Here is a 17,521-nt window from a genome sequence, read left to right on the forward strand (position 1 = left end):
TCCTGCCTGCAGGCAAATCGGTGCCGGCAGAATTTGCCGGCTATTGTTCAGGGGCCTTGCCGGCCCCTTTTGGTCAAGCGCTCAAATCAACAGAATTACTTGATCATGCTTTCTTCGATGGTATAGCCGTTCTCGTTGAACCAGCGAGCAGCACCCGGATGCCAGGGCAGCACATTGTTCTTGCTGTAGTTCTCGGGAATCGAGTTGCGGGCAGCTTTATGAATGGAAACCATTCTTTCGTTCTGCTCCATGGTCAGCTTAGTAATTTCGTACACAAAGCTTTCCGGCACATCGCAGTTCACCATGGCAAAGTTCCACATGGAAACCACACGCGACGGCTCATCCAGCGACTGGTAGGTGCTGGCAGGAATAATAAACTCGGATACCGGGAAGTTATCCGTAATCGTCTTCGCTTCCTCATCCGTCATGTTGATGATGTTTACATCAGTCTGAACTTCCAACTGGCTTACCGCAGGAATCGGAATACCAGCGGCAAAGGCCACAACATCAATCAGACCATCCTGAAGCTGACCGCCCAGGTCAGACCAGCTGCCATTGCGGCGCTCGAAGTCCACTCCCAGGGTTTCCATCATGCGCGGGAAATAGGTATCAGAGGTTGAGCCCGCAGGGCCAAAACCGATAGTGGCGCCGTCCGGAATATCAGAAATAGAGGTGATACCGGAGCTGCTGAGCGCAGTAACCGAGAAAGGCGTTTCATACATTGGGAACATGGCACAAACGTTGTCCATCTTCATGCCTGGCGCCAGCGGGCTGTTGCCATCCATTGATTCCCGGGCCGGCCCCATGGTGGTCAGACCAAATTTGAGATCTCCGGTATGAACCAGTGCCATGTTCTGCATAGGCCCGCCAGTGATTTCAGCACCGCCGGAAACACCCAGACTTTCTGCAACAAAGTTGGCCCAACCGGAGCCATAAGCGAAGTAGGTACCGCCCTGACTGGCTGTTCCCACAGTAAAGTTATCCGGCCATCCAGCCCGATCCTGGGAAAAAGCGGGACTAGCAACAAGAGTAGAGGCGAATGCCACTGCCATAATGGCTTGGGTCTTCATAGAGAATGCTCCCTGGTTCATTTTGTTTATTGGGTGCTCAACGGAGCCCGAGAGGGCCGCGGTACAAAGGATTAGCAAGGAGCAGGCCAGATTAAAAACTGTCCACAAATCAAGGGGTTTTATAAAAGCGAGAAAACGAAGGGGTAATAAATGGGTGTATTTCCACCCATTACGAGAAGGCTATGGGTTAAATTCCGCCAACCTGAAAGGACGCAGTTCATTGCAACGATCAGCTAACCCCAGACAATATTCCAAGGCCTGACGGCTTCCAGGTCAAATTCAATTCGCTCGTCAAAGTTAAAGCATCCCTGCCTGCTCGTATCCATATCTCATTTTTAGTTTCTGAGTCTGATGCCTTAACGGGGGCAGTCTCACACATACTCAATCACTTCATCAAAAGCATAGCCTGGTTAAGTTAGCAAATTGACGAAGAACAGCGTGAAGCCCGGGAAATACGTAATGATCATCAAGGCAAATAGTTTCAATCCACGCGCCCGCGTGGGGCGCGACGGTTAAGCCGACTCAAGCAACCACCTTCCCTGACAGTTCAAAACAAACATAAAGAAGAGTAGCTATCTATTCACCATTATCCAGTGAATCAGGTCAGTTTCTAGCTAGCTGACCTAAACGACTCATGTTCACCAACGCCCCTGCAGAGTTGCAACAATCCGGCGACCATCAGCGCGGTCTCTGTGCTCGCAAAGATAAATACCCTGCCAGGTCCCGAGCGCCAGGCGACCATGGTTCACGGGTAACGTGAGCGAGGGCCCTATGAGAACACTCTTGATGTGAGCCGGCATGTCATCCGGCCCTTCCAGAACGTGCTCATAATGGGGTGCCCTCTCAGGCACCATCACATTGAAGTGGCGCTCAAGATCACCACGCACATCCGGATCGGCATTTTCGCTCACCGCCAGCGAGGCAGATGTGTGCTGGATAAACAGGTGCAGCAACCCCACTTCGCAGTTGGTCATATCCGGCGCCTGGGCCAGGATTTCATTGGTAACAAGATGGAATCCCCGCGGTAGCGGCGCGAGATCAATAAACTTCTGATCCCAGATCATGGCAGCTCCTATCGTTTATTTCTGAAGTTCATCCCAGGGATGCATGGGCACAACTGCTTCGCTCACTTCTGCCTCAAAGGAGCTACGGAAATAATCCATGGCTTTCTCTGCTTCGTTCAGCTCATCAAACCGGGCAATGTGATAGATAGCCTCACCTTCATTCACCAGTGGCAGATTGTTCACACAAATCACTATGCCTGAGCAGGGAGAGATAACCGCCGTTTCGGATTCACCAAACGGATCGGCAACCATTGCCAGCTTCTGGCCTTTGCGCACCTTCTGGCCAAGCTTGGCTACCGGGCGCATGATGCCATCAATATCTGCCCTTACCCATTGGGAGTTGGCGGCAATTTCCGAGCGTTTTTTCGACGTAGCGCGGCCCTTGCGCGGGGGAACCATTTCCAGCTCCCGCATCACACGCATCACGCCTTTTACTCCGCTGCCGATAACCACATCGTCAAACCGCAGTGCTTCACCACCTTCATAGGTGATAACAGGGATGTCCAGAGAATCTGCATAAGCACGCAGACTCCCCTCCCGCAGGCCTGCATTAATAATGACAGGAGCGGCAAACGCCTCGGCCATACGCGCGGTTTCCGGATTTTTAAGTTCGGCCCGGATTTGCGGCAGGTTGAAGCGGTGAATGGCTCCGGTGTGCAAATCAATTATGTGCGTTACCTGCTCCATGATGATGGTACGCAAAAGATAAGCAATGCGCCCCCCGAGGGAGCCGGTTTCGCTACCGGGGAAGCAACGGTTAAGGTCACGCCTGTCTGGCAGGTAGCGAGTGCGGTGTACAAATCCGAAGATATTAACGATAGGCACCGCAATCAGCGTCCCGCGCAAATAGCGAAGAGCTGAGTTGGTAAGTACACGGCGCACAATTTCCACACCGGCAATCTCATCACCGTGTATAGCGCCGCACACCATCAATACCGGGCCGTCCCTGCGCCCATGCACGATTTCCACCGGCAGGTTCAGCGGCGTGTGGGTATATAACTTTGCTACCGGTATTTCTATGGTTTGTCGGGTTCCAGGCTTAACCTGAACCCCGGCCATCTCAAAGGGCGCGCGCGCCATCGATTAACCTCTGCCTTTGGTTTTGGTGCGCTGGGGCGCCTGATTTTTTTCTATCCAGTTCACAATCATGCCCGCTACGTTTTTTCCGGTAGCGTTTTCAATACCTTCCAGTCCAGGCGATGAATTTACTTCCATCACCAGAGGGCCGCGGCTTGAGCGTAACAGGTCAACACCGGCCACATTCAGGCCCATGGCCTTGGCTGCGGTAATGGCTGTTTTCCGCTCTTCCGGCGTAATGCGAACCAGAGACGCACTGCCACCACGATGCAGGTTAGAGCGGAACTCTCCTTCCGCTCCCTGCCGTTTCATGGCGGCGATCACTTTGTCACCGATCACAAAACAACGAATATCAGCACCACCTGCTTCCTTGATGAACTCCTGTACAAGTATGTCAGCCTTGAGGCCCATAAAGGCCTCAATCACACTTTCCGCCGCTGTGCGGGTTTCTGCCAGTACCACTCCAATACCCTGGGTACCCTGGAGAAGCTTGATAACCACTGGCGCACCGCCCACCATTTTAAGCAGTTCCGGCACGTTATCCGGCTTGTTGGCAAAGCCGGTTACGGGCATACCAACACCTTTACGGGCGAGCAGTTGTAAAGAGCGCAGCTTGTCCCGGGAACGGGTGATGGCAACAGACTCATTCACCGGGAAGGTTCCCATCATTTCAAACTGCCGCAGAACCGCGGTGCCATAAAAAGTAACGGACGCCCCGATACGGGGAATAATCACGTCAAAGTTTTCCAGCACTTCTTCGTGATAGTGAATCCGGGGATTGGCAGACGTGATATTCATGGAACAGTGCAGGCAGTCAATAACCCTTACCTCATGGCCACGATTGATACCCTCTTCCACCAGTCGACGGGTTGAGTAAAGGTGTCGGTTACGGGACAGAACTGCAATTTTCATTTTTCAGACCTTGAAGCCGGTTCCCCGGCGAGATAGGAAGCTTCCGGATAAATCATCGAGCGCCCCGCCATCGCGGTACGCCCGAGCAACATACGAAAACGCATGGAATCCCGGTTAGTCAGCGTCATTTCAACAGGCCAGCTCTCGCCGCCTACTACCAGCTTAGTCTCAATCACCAGCCGCAACTCCTTATGGCCGCCAGAATCCGACACATCACGCTCATCCAGAACACGAGCATCACACTCCACCACCTGATGCATGTCATTCTGCACCGGATGAACCCAGAACCGGACCCTACGCTCACCGTCCTGTGTGTAAGGCTCCGTCCGGAACGTATGCAGGCATGAGGTACGTGCACCTGTATCAACTTTAGCCTTTATACGATTTATACCCAGATCCGGTAACGCCACCCATTCCCGCCAGCCCAGGCTGATTTTGTTTTCCGAAGGTGTAACTGCAACGGTTTTCAGGGACTCAACTTTCTTTGTCGGCATCCAAAACTTCCTTTTCAATGTTTTTTTCCAGGCCCAGCAGTTGCACACGGAAGGGCTCGGAATGACTACCGGCGTATATGCTGGAGTGCGGGAAGGGTATTTCTATACCTTCTTTATCCAGAGCATTCTTGACGGCAACGAGCATTCCACTCTTGCCCTCAAGCACTTTGTCCTTTGGCACCCAGAAAGAAAACTGCAGGTCTACCGAGGATGGGCCAAATGCAGATACGAGTACGAACGCTTTTGGCTCTTCCAGGCAAACGGGGTTCTTTTCTGCCAGCTCCATCAACAGATTTTCTACTTTCTCCACATCTTCAGCATAGGCAATCCCCACGCTAAGGTCGATCCGGCGGATAGGAAACCGGGAACGGTTAATGACCGGTGTCTTGATCAGGGTTTCATTGGGAATGCGCACGTAGAGATTATCCCTTGTACGAAGCTTTACGCTGAGCATATCAATACCCACCACTTCGCCCATGATGGCTTCTACCTCGATGAAATCACCGATTTCAAAGGGTTTTTCAACCAGCAGGAACAAACCGCTGATCATATTCGAGGCAGAAGTCTGCGAGGCAAAACCAATGGCCACAGTAAGAATGCCCGCCGCACCCAGCACAACATCCAGCGAAAACCCGGCTTCCCGAAGCGCCGCCACACCAAACAGCAGGAAGATGACATAAAACACCAGCCGCCGGACCATCACGGTATGGTGCCGGGAACTGCGCTTTGCCATTACCTTCGACACGCTGCGTGCTGCCAGCGACCCGAGAACAATGCCAAGCACCAGCAGAAAACCAGAGCTGATCCACTGCCCCCAGGCTATGTCGGAAAATACATTCATTGCACCTGTTTTCAGCTCATCAGCCACAATCATTACTCCGCAGAATGTGCATTAGCCAAACACCCGATCAAAGGCCCGCACAAGACGCCCTCTGGCAACTTTTTCCCGTGCTGGCGCCACTTGCGTGCAGGGGCCGGCAGCGGTGAGCAAACCTTCATCCACATGCAGGCTTGCTGAATTCATATCGGTCGCGACCTCAACAACTACGCCCGGTGTCCACAACTGCCCGCGCTCATTCTGATGCAGTGACAGAATCGGAGTAGGCAGACTGAAACGCTCAAGTAACAAAGGCTCAGCCTGGCGATTAATAATCGTGACCGGAGTCACTGCACGCCAAGGCCTCTTCGGCACCGCCTCAAGCAATAACCGGCCAAAGCTCGACGACGAGTAACACAGTTCGCCTTCCATGGTATTTCGCCCCACCCAGGTAAGCGATGGAACTGCCAGAGGAACCTCGGTAAGGAGGGTCTGATTTTTCCCCGCACAGACTTTCATCCAGACAACTGTTCCTACGTAGATCGTGCAACGCGCGCCTCCGGGAATGGTCAGCGGATGATAAGGACGAATCACCGTTGGAAGGTTGGCGACCGCAGGGATGAAGGTTATCGTTGAGGAGTCCCCTTCCCGGATAAACCGTTGCAGGGACACGTTTTCATGTGGCAGTTGGTGCCCTATGGATTCCGTCCAGCCCACAGGATCGGTCTCAGGCGCACGGGTTTCAGAGCGCACCTGCCACTCTTTGTCCAATAAAGTAACCCACAGCCGCACATGCCCAAGCCTGTGGTGCTGGGTCTGACCGGAGACAAGCTCGTATGGCTGAGCCCAATTGCCGTCGCGCCGGCTGTCGGTTTCATTATCCATGAACGCTGCGAACCCCTACGATTACGGCTGCTAAAGTTGAGTCAACTATAATCCAATCAGTCACCACGGGCGAATAACCAACTATGTGATTTTATTACCTCAGAGCGATGTAATTACCCTTACATTCAACGCCGCTAACCGACACGGAATACACAATGACGCACCTGGTATGGTTCAGAAACGATCTGCGCATCGCCGACAATGCCGCCCTTGCCGCAGCCTGCAAAGAGTCCAGTCTGGCCGTCGGCGGCGCAGGCGTTCGTGCCTGTTTCATCCTCACTCCGGAACAGTGGCAAGAGCATGACTGGTCGCCGGCACGAGTCCAGTTTGTTATCGCCCATGCGAACGCACTCTCCGGAGAACTGGCCAGGCTCGGCATACCGCTGTCATTTATAACGGCTGAACGCTTCAGCGACAGCATCACAATGCTTGAATCCCATTGCAGGGAGCACGGCATTCGATATCTCCACTTTAATGAAGAATATGGCGTCAACGAACGCAAACGCGACAAAGCTGTGAAGCACCGCTTTGATGAAATGGACATTGTGACACGCAAGTACCGTGACCAGACCGTCGCTCCAGTCGGTGCAATACTCACGGGCCAGAGCGAACCCTACTCTGTATTCACGCCCTTCTCCCGACGCTGGCGCAGCTGGATAGATGAAAACCAGCCATCGCTCTATCCCCTTCCGAAAGCCCAGGGCGATGCCATCAAACCGGAGCGTATTACGAAAATTCCTGAAAACTTCAAAGATGCTCCGCCAGCCTTTACAGAAACCGGAGAAGATGCAGCACACTCCCGGCTGGAAACTTTCCTCAGTGAACACGGAGGCGCCTACAAGGAAGAAAGAGACTTCCCCGCCCTGGATGGCACCAGCCAGCTCTCCCCTTACCTCGCCAATGGCGTGCTTTCCGGGCGCCAGTGCATGATTGCAGCCCGGCAGGCACAAGGCATGGGCGGAAATCAGGAAGGCCTGGTGACCTGGATAAATGAAATAGCCTGGCGGGATTTTTACATAAACACCCTGTATCACTACCCACGGGTGAGCATGCACCGCGCTTACAAGCCGGAAACCGAACGACTGCAATGGAACGACCCGGGCCAGCGTTTCGAAGCCTGGAAATCAGGCCAAACCGGCATTCCCCTGGTCGACGCAGCCATGCGCCAGCTCAACGAAACAGGCTGGATGCACAACCGGCTGCGTATGGTGACAGCCATGTTTCTGACCAAAAACCTGTTTATCGACTGGCGGTTGGGAGAGGCTTATTTCATGTCAAAACTCGTGGATGGCTTCCTTGCGTCCAATAACGGCGGCTGGCAATGGAGTGCATCCACCGGCACAGACGCCGCACCCTATTTCCGCGTATTCAACCCGGTTACCCAGAGTGAGCGTTTTGACCCAAAAGGTGAGTTTATCCGCGAGTGGGTGCCTGAGCTGGCGAAGCTGGATAACAAGCGCATTCACGATCCATCAAAAGGAGGCGTTATTCCCGGCGGGTATCCCCGGCCGATCGTTGATTTGAAGGAAAGCAGGAAGGAAGCAATCGCGAGGTTTCAGGCGCTAAAAGACTAGACTGATGAAAAATGTAGAAGCTGGTGTGGGCCGGGCTCTCCAAAACCGTGCGGAGCCATGGGTGAAGTGCGAAGCACTTCACGGGCAAGCCATGGACGGCTTGCCCAGGATCTTTAGCGCGACGCAGGAGCATTAGCGCTAAAGGGCGGAGCCGAGCGTACACGGACGTATTCACAGCGTGTTTTGGAGAGCCCGGCCCGCAACAGCTTCGGCCTGCCCCGTACTATTTCGAGCCACAAACAGGACAGTCAGGATCTTTCAAAAGCTTCATTTCCCGCCACTGCATTTCCCAGGCATCCAGTATCAGCAAGCGACCAACAAGCGGTCGGCCAACGCCGGAAATAACCTTGATGGCCTCCATGGCCTGGGCAGAGCCAATCATACCAACGAGTGGCGCAATCACTCCGGCTTCGGAACAGGTCAGGTCTTCATTGCCCTGCTCCGGATAGAGGCAGTGGTAACAAGGGGATTCCGGTAGCCGGCTGTCATAAACACTGAGCTGGCCTTCGCCCCGGATAGCGGCACCAGAGATCAGCGGAACACCGGCAGCCACACAGGCGCGATTCAGGGCAAACCGGGTGCTGAAGTTGTCCGAGCAGTCCAGAACCAGCGTAGCTTCGGCTACTTCATGGGCAAAATCATCCGGTGCCAGGCGTCGGTTTACCACATTTATAGACGCCGCCGGATTGATACTGCGCACCCGGGCAGCCAGAACTTCTGCTTTGGGCTCGCCGATCTGGCTGGTTTCGAACGCGATCTGGCGTTGCAGGTTAGCAAGTTCGATTACATCATCATCGACCAGCGTTAAGTGGCCCACACCTGCAGCGCCAAGATACAGCGCAACCGGACAGCCCAGACCACCAGCGCCGATCACCAGTACACGGGCAGATAGCAATGCCTCCTGACCGGCAATATCAAAACGAGGCATCAGAATCTGGCGACTGAAGCGCAGGAGTTCGTCATCACTGAGCATCGGGAGCTCCTTTTCCGGGCCATTGCCCCAGTGTCATGCGGTCATTACCGCCGTAGTCCTTGCAGCTTTTCACATTAACAAACTCACGGGCAGTCAGCAGTTCCTGAACAGCCTCAGCCTGATCAAAGCCGTGCTCCAGAAGCAGCCAGCCTTCAGGGTTCAGCCATGCAGGGGCATCATTCACAATCAGGCGGATATCATCGAGCCCATCAGCTCCGGATACCAGCGCCGAGGCCGGCTCAAAGCGAACGTCACCTTCACCAAGGTGGTGATCGTCTGAAGCCACATAAGGGGGATTAGAAATAATCAGATCAAAGCTGTCAGCCGGTATACCTGCAAACCAATTGCTCTGGAAAACATTCACCGGTAACTGTAACCGGCTGGCATTTTCCTGGGCCAGAGCGACAGCTTCCGCCATAAGGTCGGAGGCACTGATTATCCAGCCCCGCCGCTCACTGGACAGTGCCAGAGCGATGGCTCCAGTGCCGGTTCCCAGGTCGAGAACCCGGGCAGCATCTGGCAGGGCCAACTCCAGCGCCTGTTCTACCAGGCACTCGGTATCAGGTCTTGGAATCAGGGTACTGCTGCTTACTTTGAGCGGAAGGGACCAGAATTCCTGATGCCCCAACAGGTAGGCAACAGGCATTCCCTGCACTCGCTGCGTCACGAGACTCACGAACTCCGCAGCCACTGCGGCGCTCACTTCCCGTTCCGGAAACGCCCGGAAACTGGTCCGGCTCAGGCCGCTTACATGGGCAAGAAGCAACTCTGCATCCAGCCTTGATGTGTCACTGGTTATCCGGCAAACCGCCTCACCCAGCAAGGCCTCACAGGTCAGTAAAGGTTTACTCGTCATCGGAAAGCGAGGCCAGAAGCTCCGCCTGGTGCTCTTGCTGAAGAGGCACAACCACAGAATCCAGGTCGCCGGCGATCACATCATCAAGCTTATAAAGCGTAAGGTTGATCCGATGATCAGTTACACGACCCTGAGGGAAGTTATACGTGCGGATTCGTTCAGAGCGATCGCCGCTGCCCACCAGGCTTTTACGGGTTTCCGCCATGGATTTCTGCTGCCGTTCGGTTTCAGCGTTCTGCAAACGTGAGGCAAGAAAGCTCATAGCCTTGGCGCGGTTTTTATGCTGTGAGCGCTCTTCCTGACACTCCACCACAATACCGGTTGGGATGTGTGTAATCCGGATGGCAGAATCGGTTTTGTTAACGTGCTGGCCGCCCGCACCAGAGGAGCGGAAGGTGTCAACACGCAGATCTGCCTTGTTAATTTCAATAGCCTCGGCTTCATCCGCCTCCGGCATAATTGCAACTGTACAGGCAGACGTATGAATTCGCCCCTGGGACTCCGTTTCGGGAACCCGCTGCACCCGATGCGCACCGGATTCAAATTTCAGCGCACCGTATACGCCATCACCCGCAACCCGGGCAATAATTTCCTTATAACCACCGTGCTCGCCTTCATTCTCGCTCAACACTTCTATCTGCCAGCGCCGACGCTCGGCGTAGCGGCTGTACATCCGGAACAGATCTCCGGCAAAAATCGCAGCCTCATCACCGCCGGTTCCAGCACGGACTTCCAGGAACACGTTTTTGCCATCGTTCGGATCTTTGGGCAGCATTAACCGCTGCAGTTCCTCATCAAGTTCTGCGGTTTTCTTCTCAGCAATCTCAAGCTCTTCTGCGGCCATTTCCCGCATATCAGCATCACCATCTTTTGCCAGCTCTTTTGCCTCCCGGATATCATCCAGCGACTGCGTCCAGGCCTGAAAGCACTGTACGACAGGCTCAATTTCGGCAAATTCCCGGGATAATTCCCGGAACCTGTCCTGGCGAGCAATGGTGGCTGAATCACTAAGCAAAGCACTCACCTCTTCGAAACGCTCAACGAGCTGCTCGAGGCGGGACTGTATTGATGGTTTCATATTTTTTCCGGGGTGGTCGTCGCGTCTGCGTCCAACACATCAAGCTGGTGTAATTCTCTCAGCCATTCGGTCACCTCGGTGCGCCCTTCGGTGGTGGCTTTACGAACCTGTATGGAGGGCTCGTGCAGGAGTTTGTTTGTAAGGCCCCGGGCAAGACTGCGCAAGGCTGTCTCTGGATCTCCACCATTGCGCAGGGCGCGCAGGGCTTTTTCGGTTTCTATATCACGCAGCACTTCGGCACGTTGCCGGAACTGCTTCAGCGTGGAAACAGCATCCAGTGCGCGCAGCTGACTGAGAAAATCCTGTACACCCGCAGCTATGAGATTTTCCGCTTCACGGGCGGCCCCCTCACGGGTACGGATATTTTCTTCGATTACCTGGCGCAGATCATCAACGGTATAAAGATACACATCCGCCAGGGAAGCCACTTCCGCTTCAATATCCCGGGGCACCGCAATATCCACCATAAAAAACGGCCGGTGCTTGCGTTTTTTCAGGGAACGCTCAACCGCACCCTTGCCAAGGATCGGCAGAGGGCTGGCAGTGGATGAAATAATAATATCGACATCGGCCAGATAATCAGGAATCTCCGAAAGCAGAATGCCCTGCCCCCCTCTCGATTCTGCCAGAGCCTGAGCTCTTTCCAGCGTGCGGTTAGCAACAACGAAATCCTTCACTCCGGCATCCGCAAGATGGCGGGCAACCAGTTCGATGGTTTTACCCGCCCCGATCAGCAAAGCCTTATTGTGTGACATGTCGGCGAAAATACGGTTCGCCATGCTGACCGCAGCGTAGGCGACAGAAACCGGGTTCTCGCCAATAGCCGTCTGCGTACGGACCCGCTTGGCAACAGAAAATGTGTGCTCAAACATACGAGAAAGGAAAGACCCGCTTCCCCCGTGTTCCCGCGCCAGCGCATAGGCATCCTTTAACTGCCCGAGAATCTGGGGCTCACCCAGAACCATAGAATCCAGCCCTGCAGCCACACGCATCATGTGCCGCACAGCATCTGCATCGCGGTGTATGTAAAGCACTTCTTCAAGCTCGGAGGCATCCAGATCGTGAAAACCTGCCAGCCAGCGAAGTACTAAAGGCGCGCAGTCATCGTCACCTGCGAGGTACAGCTCAGTGCGGTTGCAGGTAGAAAGAATGGCGGCCTCACTGGCGCCAGACGCCGCCCGTAACTCCGCAAACGCCTCTGACATGCGCTCAGGCGTGAACGCGACTCGCTCCCGTAACTCGACAGGGGCCGTGCGATGATTGATTCCCAGCGTTAGCAGTGCCATCTCTTGGTTATACAATCCTATACCGGTGTGCGGTGTAAACGAGCGCTATTATGCAGGCATTTTAGCGGCCCGGGCCCTCAGCTGCCACCCCCAACCACCTGAGCTTCGGGAAGTGCGGACAGGTTGGGCAAGAACAGGAGCTTATGCCATTATAGGGAACCGGCCGCTGCCGGAGCCCGACTCAGCTCAAAAAAAAGAGGGAATCCGGGTTACTCAAGATGCGTAGTCGACAAATCATGGGAAGTTGCATGCACAAATCCGCACCGTTTTTGGTTACCTGCCTGTTCGGCCTCTCACTGGCAGGTTGCGCCAGTATAACCGGTTCGGGGGACACATCGGCCGTCGACGACACAGAAAAACAGGAAAATATCGGGCAAACAGACAACGAGCCCGCTATCGAATACGCGGATTTCGAGCCGGAAACTCTTTTTCTGCTCCTTTCGGCAGAAATCGCAGCACAGCGCGGCCGGTATGACGTAACCCTGGTTAATTATCTCAGAGCCGCACAGCAATCCCGGGATAAAAAGGTTATCGAGCGGGCCATGCGCATTGCCCAATCGTTAAATGGCGACAACGCCCAGAAGCAACTGGCAGAATTATGGCTTGATGTCGATCCGGGCAACCTCCAGGCGCTTCGGGTTTCAGCTATTCAGGCAGTCAAACGGAGTGAGCTTGAAGCTGCGCTGGGATACATGGAGCAGATTCTGGACCAGGGCGGGGACGCAGATTTCGACAGCCTTGCAGCCATGGCCGGGAACCTGCCTCCAGAACAACAGCAGGAATTGCTGGCACTATACGAAGAGATGGCAAGCCGTCACCCAGATACTCCGGAGCTGGAATACAGCATAGCCCTGCTTCTGAAGATCACCGGCAACCCCCAGGCCGGCCTTAGCCGGCTCGATCCCCTGATAACCAAGAACCCCAATTTCCAGCCTGCCATCATCCTCAAAGGCGATCTTCTGTACCAGCTCGACAGAGAGAATGACGCCCTGGAGCACCTGCTGGTAAATACCCGGCGCTTCCCGGCAAACCGCCAGATGGGCACGCTTTACGGGCGCATGCTGATCAGCGAAGGTGAATTACAGACCGCTCAGGACGAGTTCAAACGCCTTGTAGCACGCTACCCTGACAATCCCGGTCTGCGCCTTTCTCACGCGCTGGTTGCCCTGGAAAACGGGCAACCCGAACTCGCAAAAGACGAGCTTACAAAACTGACGGAGCAGGGCCACCACACCAGTGAGGCCAGCTACTACCTTGGCCGGATCGAAGATGAAGCCGGCAACACAGAGCAGGCTATAGGCTATTATCAGAGCGTTGAAGAGGGTAACTACTACCTCCCGTCCCTCGCCCGGGCCAGCACCCTGCTGGCTTCAGAAGGCAGGCTCGAAGACGCACTGGAGAATATCCGTTCCCTGCGCAGAGAAAACCCCGAGCGGGCAGAAAGTTTCTGGCTGCTTGAGATCAACCTGCTGCTCGACCAGAAACTGCAGCAGGAAGCCCTGGAAGCTGGCTCCAAAGCGCTTGAAGACCACCCAGAGAATGTGCAGGTCCGTTATGCCCGGGCAATGCTGTTCGATGCCATGGATCAACCAGGGAAAGCTGAGGAAGATCTCCGGGTGATTGTCGAGAGCGACCCGGAAAACGCAGTAGCACTGAACGCCCTGGGATACATACTCACAACCCGCACTGACCGGCTGAGAGAAGCCCGCGGCTACATCGAGCAGGCTTTAACGCTGGACCCTGAAAATCCGGCAATTCTCGACAGCATGGGATGGGTTCTGTTCCAGGAAGGCCAGATCAATTCAGCTCTGAACTACCTTTCCCGCGCGTGGGCAACCTACCCTGATCCGGAAGTCGCTGCTCACTACGGCGAAGCCTTGTGGATGAACGGTGCCGAAGAGCAGGCCCAGATTATCTGGAAGAAAGGGCTTGAGCAGGATGCGGATCACAGCGTGTTAAGGGAAACCATCAGGCGACTGACCGGCAACGGTGGCCAGTGATGCGCTCATGCATTCGCGTATGGACAACCATGCTGCTGATAGCGGGCCTCAGCGCCTGTACCACGATCCAGCTTGAACCACTGCCGGAGGGCATGACAGATCAGCCTCCAGCCGACTGGCAGGAGCGTTCAGCAAAACTGAGCAACTTTGATCACTGGCAACTTTCCGGAAAGCTGGCAGTGCGCCAGCCTTCAGACAGTGGCACCGCCATTATCAATCACTGGATACAGGAGGGCGAGGCCTTCGACCTTGCCTTATCGTCATCCTTTCTCGGAATGGGCAGCACAAACCTAAAAGGCGTGCCGGGTTTCATTGAGCTGACTCTCTCGAACGGCGAGACCTATCGCTCCGGGGACCCTGATGCACTTATGGAAGCCGCCACCGGCTGGCAACTCCCCCTGGAAAGCCTGACATGGTGGATACGAGGCCTGCCAGCCCCAGGTGGAGATTTCCGCCTGCTGTTTGGCGACCGTGGCGAACTGGCCATGATCCGGCAGGCTGGCTGGGAAATCCGCTATGACAGATGGCACGAGCTACAAGACAACACACCAGCTCTGCCTGCCCGGATAACAGCACTGAAAGAAGATAAACGTGTACGCGTTGTTGTAAGCAACTGGCAGGACCTCAAGCCGTGACAACAACCATAACCCTGCCCTCGCCTGCCAAACTGAACCTTTTCCTGCATATTGTGGGCAGGCGCCCGGATGGTTACCACGAACTTCAGACACTGTTCCAGTTCCTCAATTATGGCGACGACATCACTCTGAGCCTGACCCCGGGGCAGCCGGGCATCCATCTTGAGACCTCCTTGAGCGGGGTGCCCGACGAAGACAACCTGATAGTCAGAGCAGCACGCGCCCTCGCAAAAAAAGCGCCTGGGGAGCTTCCGGGCGTATCCATAGCCATTACCAAACGCCTGCCTATGGGTGGAGGGCTTGGCGGGGGAAGCTCAAACGCAGCCACTACACTGCTTGGTCTCAACCACCTGTGGAAGCTCGGCCTGAACCTTGATGAGCTGGCGCAGACAGGGCTCACACTCGGCGCAGATGTACCGGTTTTTGTACGTGGCCATGCTGCTTTCGGCGAAGGCATAGGCGAAAAACTGACGCCTGCTTTCCCGCCAGAAGACTGGTTTCTGGTGCTGAAACCTGCCTGCAATATCAACACAGGAAAGATATTTTCATTTCAAGGGTTGACAAGAAACACCCCTAGAATCACAATAGCGCCCGCTTTTGAGGGAGACGCCTCGAGGTACCGAAACGACTGTGAAGATGTAGTCAGAAGACTGTATCCTGACGTCAACCAGAGCATGGAATGGCTCACCAAATTCGGACCTGCAAGATTAACCGGAACCGGGGCTTGCATATTTGGACGTTTCCCTACAGAATCCGCAGCCCGGATTATCTGGGAAAGCAAACCCTCCGGCATCACCGGGTTCGTAGCTAAAGGGGTGAACGTATCGCCTCTTCACCAAAAGCTGACAGAGCTGGAATGATGCCAAAAGAGCACGATACTGGGGTGTCGCCAAGTGGTAAGGCAACGGGTTTTGATCCCGTCATGCGCAGGTTCGAATCCTGCCACCCCAGCCAACTTTCTCCCGCTTCTTCTGACTCAACCGCCGAAAACGAGAAGGGTGCCATCGTGTCCAAACTGATGATTTTCTCAGGCAATGCCAATCCAGAGCTTGCCCACGCTATCGCTAAAAAACTCCACATCCCTATGGGAGAGGCCACTGTAGGCCGGTTCAGCGATGGCGAAACCACCGTCGAAATCAATGAAAATGTCCGTGGCCACGATGTATTTATCATCCAGCCCACGTGCTATCCCACTAATGACAACCTGATGGAACTGATCGTGATGGCCGACGCCCTGCGCCGCGCTTCCGCATCACGCATCACAGCAGTCATTCCGTATTATGGTTACGCTCGCCAGGATCGCCGCGTGCGCTCAAGCCGCGTTGCCATCAGCGCCAAAGTCGTTGCCGACATGATCTCCAGCATCGGCGTTGACCGCGTACTGACCGTAGACCTTCATGCCGACCAGATTCAGGGCTTTTTCGACGTACCTGTAGACAACATCTACGCAACGCCCGTACTGCTTGAAGACATCGAAAAACAGCGGTTCGAGAACTTCGTTGTTGTGTCACCGGATGTTGGCGGCGTTGTTCGCGCCCGTGCCGTTGCCAAGCGACTGGATGATGCCGATCTGGCAATCATCGACAAGCGTCGCCCGAAAGCAAACGTTTCGCAGGTAATGCACATTATTGGTGACGTGCAGAACAAAACCTGCATTCTGGTTGACGATATCGTCGATACCGCAGGCACCTTGTGCAAAGCAGCGAACGCACTCAAAGAGCGTGGCGCTTCCCGGGTAGTGGCTTATATCACTCACCCTGTTCTCTCCGGCCCGGCTATCGAAAACATCGAAGAATCGGATCTGGACGAGCTCGTGGTATGTGACACTATTCCACTGAGTGACAAAGCCAGGAACTGTGATAGAATCCGCCCCCTCAGTATGGCCGGACTGCTCGCAGAATCTATTCGTCGCGTCAGTAACGAAGAGTCCATCAGCGCCCTGTTTGAGAATATCTGAGTAGGCAGACAGCCATAATACTTGGGAAACAGGACGTTATAGCGGTCACATAAAAGTTGCCGAGTCGGGAGCCTAAACAGGCTCCCGACTCTTTTAGTCAGCCGGAAAAATCCGGCTTTTCGAAAACATCACCTGTCCCAACGCCTGGTCGCGGGCAGTTCAGGTGACGATTGAGGTACAAACCATGTCTCAGGACTTTGTTATTGAAGCATTTCCTCGTGACGACAAGGGGAGAGGTGCGAGCCGCCGCCTGCGTCGCGAAGAACGTAAAATCCCGGCCATCATCTATGGCGCCGGTAAAGAAGCTACTCCGATTTCCATCTGGCACAACGAGCTGAAAAAAGCTCTGGAAAACGAAGCCTTCTTCTCTCACATTCTTACCATTGATCTGAATGGCAAGAAAGAGAGCGTGATCATGAAAGATCTTCAGCGGCACCCGTACAAACTGCTGCTGACTCACGCCGATTTCCAGCGCGTTGAAAAAGATCAGGAAATCTTTGTTCACGTTCCGCTGCACCTGCTGAACGAAGAGACAGCTCCGGCAATCAAGACTCTTGGCGGCGTTGCATTCCGATTGATGACAGAGGTTGAGGTAGCATGTCTGCCACAGAATCTGCCTGAATACATCGAAATCGACATGGCTGAAGTTGAGATGGATCAGATCGTTCACATGAGCGACCTGAAACTTCCGAAAGGCGTTCGTATTCCTGCCCTGCAACACGGCAACGAACACGACCAGGCTGTTGTGTCTATCAGCAAGCCGAAAGGCATCAAAGCTGACGACGCTGAAGACGAAGCCGAAGGCGAAGAAGGCGAAAGCAAGGAGTAATCACTCCGGAGGCG

17 protein-coding genes and 1 tRNA gene are annotated in these 17,521 nt (G+C 54.6%); 7 read left to right on the top strand and 11 right to left on the bottom strand.

The window, feature by feature from the left end:
• Positions 1-95: 95 nt before the first annotated feature.
• The 7 genes from CPA50_RS15235 to CPA50_RS15265 form a co-directional block, all read right to left on the bottom strand.
• Positions 96-1,070 carry a TAXI family TRAP transporter solute-binding subunit gene (locus tag CPA50_RS15235; RefSeq protein WP_096783380.1) on the bottom strand — a complete coding sequence of 325 codons (975 nt, stop codon included), beginning with the start codon at positions 1,068-1,070 and terminating at the stop codon, positions 96-98.
• Positions 1,071-1,708: 638 nt separating this feature from the next.
• Complete coding sequence (locus tag CPA50_RS15240) at positions 1,709-2,134, bottom strand: secondary thiamine-phosphate synthase enzyme YjbQ (RefSeq protein ID WP_096783381.1); 426 nt, start codon at positions 2,132-2,134, stop codon at positions 1,709-1,711.
• Between the two features lie 15 nt (positions 2,135-2,149).
• On the bottom strand, positions 2,150-3,214 hold the full coding sequence (locus CPA50_RS15245) for a succinylglutamate desuccinylase/aspartoacylase family protein (protein WP_096783382.1): 1,065 nt from the start codon (positions 3,212-3,214) through the stop codon (positions 2,150-2,152).
• A gap of 3 nt (positions 3,215-3,217) precedes the next feature.
• Positions 3,218-4,123: a 30S ribosomal protein S6--L-glutamate ligase gene (gene rimK, locus CPA50_RS15250; protein WP_096783383.1), complete on the bottom strand. Its 906-nt coding sequence runs from the start codon at positions 4,121-4,123 to the stop codon at positions 3,218-3,220.
• Positions 4,120-4,557, bottom strand: a complete 438-nt coding sequence (locus CPA50_RS15255; protein ID WP_413772167.1) for an ATP-dependent zinc protease — start codon at positions 4,555-4,557, stop codon at positions 4,120-4,122. Before CPA50_RS15255 ends, rimK begins: the two co-directional genes overlap by 4 nt.
• Positions 4,558-4,597: 40 nt before the next feature.
• Positions 4,598-5,458: a mechanosensitive ion channel family protein gene (locus tag CPA50_RS15260; protein ID WP_096783551.1), complete on the bottom strand. Its 861-nt coding sequence runs from the start codon at positions 5,456-5,458 to the stop codon at positions 4,598-4,600.
• Positions 5,459-5,509: 51 nt separating this feature from the next.
• A complete protein-coding gene (locus CPA50_RS15265; protein ID WP_096783385.1) occupies positions 5,510-6,319 on the bottom strand; it encodes a hypothetical protein in 810 nt (269 codons plus the stop codon).
• A 155-nt stretch (positions 6,320-6,474) separates the two neighbouring features.
• Here CPA50_RS15265 and phrB point away from each other — a divergent pair, with 155 nt between their 5' ends.
• Positions 6,475-7,893, top strand: coding sequence for a deoxyribodipyrimidine photo-lyase (gene phrB, locus CPA50_RS15270; protein ID WP_096783386.1), 1,419 nt, complete (start codon positions 6,475-6,477; stop codon positions 7,891-7,893).
• A gap of 223 nt (positions 7,894-8,116) precedes the next feature.
• Here phrB and CPA50_RS15275 read toward each other — a convergent pair whose 3' ends face one another.
• From CPA50_RS15275 to hemA, 4 genes are read right to left on the bottom strand one after another with little or no spacing between them, the layout of a single operon-like run.
• Positions 8,117-8,866: a HesA/MoeB/ThiF family protein gene (locus tag CPA50_RS15275; RefSeq protein WP_096783387.1), complete on the bottom strand. Its 750-nt coding sequence runs from the start codon at positions 8,864-8,866 to the stop codon at positions 8,117-8,119.
• Positions 8,856-9,722, bottom strand: a complete 867-nt coding sequence (gene prmC / locus CPA50_RS15280; RefSeq protein ID WP_096783388.1) for a peptide chain release factor N(5)-glutamine methyltransferase — start codon at positions 9,720-9,722, stop codon at positions 8,856-8,858. Before prmC ends, CPA50_RS15275 begins: the two co-directional genes overlap by 11 nt.
• A complete protein-coding gene (gene prfA, locus CPA50_RS15285) occupies positions 9,712-10,800 on the bottom strand; it encodes a peptide chain release factor 1 (protein WP_096783389.1) in 1,089 nt (362 codons plus the stop codon). The genes prmC and prfA overlap by 11 nt, the downstream gene beginning before the upstream one ends.
• Entirely contained in the window at positions 10,797-12,086 is a 1,290-nt protein-coding gene (hemA, locus tag CPA50_RS15290; RefSeq protein WP_096783390.1) for a glutamyl-tRNA reductase, read from the bottom strand. Before hemA ends, prfA begins: the two co-directional genes overlap by 4 nt.
• 248 nt (positions 12,087-12,334) lie before the next feature.
• Between hemA and CPA50_RS15295 the strand changes: the two genes are divergently transcribed.
• The 6 genes from CPA50_RS15295 to CPA50_RS15320 all read left to right on the top strand — a co-directional run bounded on the left by CPA50_RS15295 (position 12,335) and on the right by CPA50_RS15320 (position 17,507).
• Positions 12,335-14,086, top strand: a complete 1,752-nt coding sequence (locus CPA50_RS15295; protein ID WP_096783391.1) for a tetratricopeptide repeat protein — start codon at positions 12,335-12,337, stop codon at positions 14,084-14,086.
• Positions 14,086-14,721 (top strand): lipoprotein insertase outer membrane protein LolB, encoded by a 636-nt coding sequence (gene lolB, locus CPA50_RS15300; protein ID WP_096783392.1) that lies wholly within the window; start codon positions 14,086-14,088, stop codon positions 14,719-14,721. The genes CPA50_RS15295 and lolB overlap by 1 nt, the downstream gene beginning before the upstream one ends.
• Positions 14,718-15,581 carry a 4-(cytidine 5'-diphospho)-2-C-methyl-D-erythritol kinase gene (ispE, locus tag CPA50_RS15305; RefSeq protein WP_096783393.1) on the top strand — a complete coding sequence of 288 codons (864 nt, stop codon included), beginning with the start codon at positions 14,718-14,720 and terminating at the stop codon, positions 15,579-15,581. The genes lolB and ispE overlap by 4 nt, the downstream gene beginning before the upstream one ends.
• 19 nt (positions 15,582-15,600) lie before the next feature.
• Positions 15,601-15,675 (top strand) — tRNA-Gln (locus tag CPA50_RS15310).
• A 52-nt stretch (positions 15,676-15,727) separates the two neighbouring features.
• Positions 15,728-16,678: a ribose-phosphate diphosphokinase gene (locus CPA50_RS15315; RefSeq protein ID WP_096783552.1), complete on the top strand. Its 951-nt coding sequence runs from the start codon at positions 15,728-15,730 to the stop codon at positions 16,676-16,678.
• Positions 16,679-16,862: 184 nt separating this feature from the next.
• The gene (locus tag CPA50_RS15320) at positions 16,863-17,507 is read left to right on the top strand and encodes a 50S ribosomal protein L25/general stress protein Ctc (RefSeq protein WP_096783394.1); all 645 of its coding nucleotides are present in this window, start codon (positions 16,863-16,865) and stop codon (positions 17,505-17,507) included.
• Positions 17,508-17,521: the final 14 nt, after the last annotated feature.

The sequence above is a fragment of the Marinobacter sp. ANT_B65 genome, assembly GCF_002407605.1.
Taxonomy (GTDB): domain Bacteria; phylum Pseudomonadota; class Gammaproteobacteria; order Pseudomonadales; family Oleiphilaceae; genus Marinobacter.

Excerpts from the sequence above, each read along its gene's own strand:
- rimK (WP_096783383.1), bottom strand. The coding sequence starts at position 4,123 with ATGAAAATTGCAGTTCTGTCCCGTAACCGACACCTTTACTCAACCCGT.
- CPA50_RS15240 (WP_096783381.1), bottom strand. The coding sequence starts at position 2,134 with ATGATCTGGGATCAGAAGTTTATTGATCTCGCGCCGCTACCGCGGGGA.
- CPA50_RS15235 (WP_096783380.1), bottom strand. The coding sequence starts at position 1,070 with ATGAAGACCCAAGCCATTATGGCAGTGGCATTCGCCTCTACTCTTGTT.
- prfA (WP_096783389.1), bottom strand. The coding sequence starts at position 10,800 with ATGAAACCATCAATACAGTCCCGCCTCGAGCAGCTCGTTGAGCGTTTC.
- prmC (WP_096783388.1), bottom strand. The coding sequence starts at position 9,722 with ATGACGAGTAAACCTTTACTGACCTGTGAGGCCTTGCTGGGTGAGGCG.
- CPA50_RS15320 (WP_096783394.1), top strand. The coding sequence starts at position 16,863 with ATGTCTCAGGACTTTGTTATTGAAGCATTTCCTCGTGACGACAAGGGG.
- CPA50_RS15265 (WP_096783385.1), bottom strand. The coding sequence starts at position 6,319 with ATGGATAATGAAACCGACAGCCGGCGCGACGGCAATTGGGCTCAGCCA.
- hemA (WP_096783390.1), bottom strand. The coding sequence starts at position 12,086 with ATGGCACTGCTAACGCTGGGAATCAATCATCGCACGGCCCCTGTCGAG.
- CPA50_RS15260 (WP_096783551.1), bottom strand. The coding sequence starts at position 5,458 with ATGAATGTATTTTCCGACATAGCCTGGGGGCAGTGGATCAGCTCTGGT.
- phrB (WP_096783386.1), top strand. The coding sequence starts at position 6,475 with ATGACGCACCTGGTATGGTTCAGAAACGATCTGCGCATCGCCGACAAT.
- CPA50_RS15275 (WP_096783387.1), bottom strand. The coding sequence starts at position 8,866 with ATGCTCAGTGATGACGAACTCCTGCGCTTCAGTCGCCAGATTCTGATG.
- lolB (WP_096783392.1), top strand. The coding sequence starts at position 14,086 with ATGCGCTCATGCATTCGCGTATGGACAACCATGCTGCTGATAGCGGGC.
- CPA50_RS15295 (WP_096783391.1), top strand. The coding sequence starts at position 12,335 with ATGCACAAATCCGCACCGTTTTTGGTTACCTGCCTGTTCGGCCTCTCA.
- CPA50_RS15245 (WP_096783382.1), bottom strand. The coding sequence starts at position 3,214 with ATGGCGCGCGCGCCCTTTGAGATGGCCGGGGTTCAGGTTAAGCCTGGA.